Origin of the sequence: Pseudomonas sp. MF6751 (genome assembly GCF_016613265.1) — a bacterium.
GTDB classification, from domain to species: Bacteria; Pseudomonadota; Gammaproteobacteria; order Pseudomonadales; family Pseudomonadaceae; genus Aquipseudomonas; species Aquipseudomonas fluorescens_BV.
Map to the genome: position 1 here is coordinate 1 of NZ_JAENSV010000090.1, position 2,689 is coordinate 2,689.

The window sequence follows — 2,689 nt, forward strand, 5'->3', positions numbered from 1 at the left end:
ACAGGCGTTGGTAATACTGGCCCGCAAGCTTGCTCGGGTGGTGTTCGCTCTGCTGAAAGGGCAAAGCGAATATCAACCAAAAGTTGGTTGAGGGTTGCCCCTCAACCATAGAATCTCCCACAGTTTTGATCGCGGGGTGTCAGGTAGATAGGGGCCAGCGGTGAGGCCGTCATCGCAGGCAAGCCAGCTCGCACATGAGTGGGTGTTCAACTCAAAGCATTTTGAACGCCCCGTACGCTCGTCTTTCCAATAAGAACAGGATCAAACCTGGCGCAGATTACCGGCAACAGGAGACAGCCGACCATGACTGACACCCCAACCCACCGAGTAACCCAATCCCTATCCGCCGCAATAACACTGTCCCTGCTCAGCGCCTGCGCTGGCAACAACTCACCTTCGAATGTCGAGGCTCCTGGGAAGCCGACAACGCCTTCGACCCGAACGCTGGAAGCCGGCGCCGCCCTGCTGCAATCACGCCCACCGATTGATGCCCTGAACGCCTACCTGGACGGTTTTCACTTCTACAACGGCCATCCCGATGTGCAAATGGAAGCGCATCACTACTGCGCAATCCTCAATGAGGAGGTCATCCAGTGTGTGATCTACGATGGCAACCGCAAGGATGCAAAGTTGATGGGCGTGGAGTACATCATCAGCGAGGCGCAGTTCAACACGCTGCCCGCGCCTGAACAGGCGCTGTGGCACAGCCATGTGCATGAAGTGAAGTCAGGGCAACTGGTCGCTCCGGGAATTCCTGAGGTGGCGGAACATGCGCTGATGGAGAAGCTGGTGCACACCTACGGCAAGACCTGGCACACCTGGCATACCGATCTGGATAAACGCCTGCCTTTAGGCGTGCCTCAGCTGATGATGGGGTTTACCGCTGATGGCCAGGCTGACCCGCGTATGGTCGCCGAACGAGATAAACGCCTGGGCATCGACAGTGCCGACAAGAAAAAGACGCGCGCCGATATCCCCGCGCCGCCCATCGCGCCCGGCGCGGACGCGTGGCGCCAGGGCACGGTTATCCAGATCGCCGACCCGACCCTGAAGGCCCATCAACACTGACACCGCCATTCAGTCATTTGGATTGAACGATCATTTGCGGGCCTTTCTCTACCCAAGACCAGCCAAAGGAGGATGTCATGATGATTGATACCGCAACCGGAATGAGGCCTGGCGAGCGATACGCCGTGGAAAACCTGGAGCGCACACCGAACTTCAGCGGTTTTTTCCTGGATGGAAAATATTACCTGGGCCCTGAATTGATGACGGCCGTCGGATGGCTTGAGGGCCAGACGTTTATTTATGATGAGCTCGACGCCACAGGCGAACCGGTGTTTCCCGACCGCGTCGCCGGTACCCTCGAGAACCTGACCCTGGTACTGACTGACGGTACCCGCCTGCAACTGCACCCGTTGCCCGTCCACGTGCCCGAGGATTCGCCTGGCGTCATGCAGGCCAAGGGGAAATTGCACGGCAAAACCGTGGTGATCACAGGCGCCTCCAGTGGCATTGGCCGCGCGGCTGCTCACGCCTTTGCCGAGCAAAGTACCCGCTTGGTGTTGGCGGCCCGAGATGAAAAAGCCTTGGAAGAGGTGGTCGAGGAATGCGCTGCGCGTGGCGCCGAGGCCATCGCCGTTAAAACCGATGTAACCCAGGGCGACCAGATGCGCGCCCTTGCCGAACAGGCGGCGGCCTTCGGCAATGGCCGCATCGATATCTGGATCAACAACGCCGGAGTAGGCGCCGTCGGCAGTTTCGAGGACACGCCCCTGGAAGCCCACGAACAGGTGCTGCAAACCGACCTGCTCGGGTACCTGCGCGGCGCCCACGTAGTGTGGCCTTATTTCAAAGCCCAGCACCGCGGCATTCTGATCAACACCTTGTCGCTGGGCAGTTGGGTAGCCCAGTCCTATGCCGTCGCCTACTCAGCCAGTAAATACGGCCTGCGCGGCCTGACTGAAGCACTGCGTGGGGAGCTGACTGATTACCCCGATATTCATGTGTGCGACATCTATCCCGCCGTGATGGACACGCCAGGCTTTCGCGATGGCGGCAATTTTACCGGCCACACCTTGACGCCACCGCCACCGGTCTATGACCCGCATAAAGTCGCGCAAGCGATGGTGGCCTGTGCGCTGCAACCGAGGGACAGCACCACGGTAGGCAGCGCTGCCACCGTGGCCCGCGTCGCGCATTTTTTGCTGCCCGGCTTTGCCCGGTTATCCGGTTGGCTCACCCGCCTCGGCCTGGAGCGCAGCCAGCGCGCCGCCACGTCGGCGGGAAACCTCTACACCCCGGCAAGCGGCGAACGTCGTGTCGAAGGCGGCTGGCGGCAAACCCGCCGTACGCCCTATGGGATGGTTGCAATAGGCGCAGCGCTGCTAGTGGGCGGCGTTGTCGTTGCGCGCAAATATTCGGCTCGTCACAAATGAAAACGGGGCAAATCCCGAATACCAGCCAGTCAAGCACAACTCCTCTGTGGGAGCGGGCTTGCTCGCGAAAGCGGTGGATCAGTCACATCAATGTTCAATGGACCGACGTCTTCGCGAGCAAGCACGCTTGTATGCTAGGACTTGAAGGGAGGAGAAGGGACAAAGCCCGATTCTGACTGTTGACGCAGTACAGACCGTGGGAGATTTCGCCCCTCCTCCTTTCACCCAAGCGCCGATAAAGAATGCATCTG

2 protein-coding genes are annotated in these 2,689 nt (G+C 59.8%); both read left to right on the plus strand.

The window, feature by feature from the left end; all coding sequences use genetic code 11:
* Positions 1–303 precede the first annotated feature (303 nt).
* Positions 304–1,068 (plus strand): OBAP family protein, encoded by a 765-nt coding sequence (locus JJD66_RS27805; RefSeq protein ID WP_200649518.1) that lies wholly within the window; start codon positions 304–306, stop codon positions 1,066–1,068.
* Between the two features lie 80 nt (positions 1,069–1,148).
* Entirely contained in the window at positions 1,149–2,438 is a 1,290-nt protein-coding gene (locus tag JJD66_RS27810; RefSeq protein WP_200649519.1) for an SDR family oxidoreductase, read from the plus strand.
* Positions 2,439–2,689 lie beyond the last annotated feature (251 nt).